This is a genomic window from Micromonospora sp. NPDC047548 (genome assembly GCF_040642975.1).
In the GTDB taxonomy this organism is placed as follows: Bacteria; Actinomycetota; Actinomycetes; order Mycobacteriales; family Micromonosporaceae; genus Micromonospora.
Map to the genome: position 1 here is coordinate 1 of NZ_JBEYTI010000132.1, position 1,055 is coordinate 1,055.

Sequence of the window (1,055 nt, forward strand, 5' to 3'; positions counted from 1 at the left end):
TGGTCTGCCGCGCGTTTTCCGGACAGTCAGTTAATTGCCATTTAGGCTGCTGACTGTCGACTCAGATACTCGTCGCGGGCTTCGCTCGGAGTCCGGTATCCCAACCCGGAGTGAAGTCTCGTCGTATTGTATCGGAGTTCGATGTAGGCCGCAATATCCGCGTATGCTTTCTTTCGGGTCGGGTACGCGGTACGGTGCACCCGTTCGACTTTCAGTGCCGCGTTGAACGACTCCGCCATCGCATTGTCGTAACAAATCCCGGTCCGGCCGACGGACTGCCGTATCTCCAGCCCCTTCAGCGTCTCGGCGAATTCGGCCGAGGTGTAGTTACTGCCACGGTCGGAATGGAAGATCGCGCCAGGCGGCAGGTCGCAGTTGCGCGCCGCCATCTCCACCGCCGCGGCGATCAATGGCGTCCTGTAGTTGTCGTCCATCGCCCAGCCGATGACGGCTTTGGTGTGACAGTCAATAACGGTCGCCAAAAACAGCCAGCCCTCCCACGTCGGAACATAGGTGATATCACCGACCATTTTTGCGCCGGGTGTGTCGGCGGTGAAGTCGCGGTTCACGAGGTCGGGAATCGGGCCCGCGCCAGCGTCGGCCTCGGTGAGGCTGTGCCGCCAGGGGCGCGGCTGGCACGGCACCAGGCCCAGCTCACGCATGATGGACCGCACCAGTTCGGGGCTACAGTCCACACCCCAGCGGGCCAGCTCGGCGTGCACCCTCCGGTACCCGTACGTCTCATCGGACTCGGCGAACGACAGTACGACATGGCGGCTGATATCGGCGCGTCGTCGCGCGGTCGCCGATATCGTACGGTTCCTCCATTCGTAGAAGCCGGAGCGGGATACGCGCAGCCGCACGCACATGAACACAACCGGGAACTCGTATGATTCGTCACCGGTAGAAAGGGACTGCATGAACTCGTACTTCTCGCTTACGGCTGGCGCTGGGCGAAGTACGAGGCACATTTTTTTAGGAACTCGTTCTCCATCTTGACTTCCCGCAATTCACGTTCTACCTCACGCAGGCGAGCACGCTCGTCCAAGCTGAGT

1 protein-coding gene is annotated in these 1,055 nt (G+C 61.1%); it reads right to left on the bottom strand.

Going from position 1 to position 1,055, the window contains the following annotated elements:
- Positions 1 to 41: 41 nt before the first annotated feature.
- The gene (locus ABZ807_RS33405) at positions 42 to 971 is read right to left on the bottom strand and encodes an IS3 family transposase (protein ID WP_357167188.1); all 930 of its coding nucleotides are present in this window, start codon (positions 969 to 971) and stop codon (positions 42 to 44) included.
- Positions 972 to 1,055: the final 84 nt, after the last annotated feature.

What these genes read in the sequence shown, in the direction of transcription:
- ABZ807_RS33405 (WP_357167188.1), bottom strand. Translation starts at nt 971, where the DNA reads ATGTGCCTCGTACTTCGCCCAGCGCCAGCCGTAAGCGAGAAGTACGAG.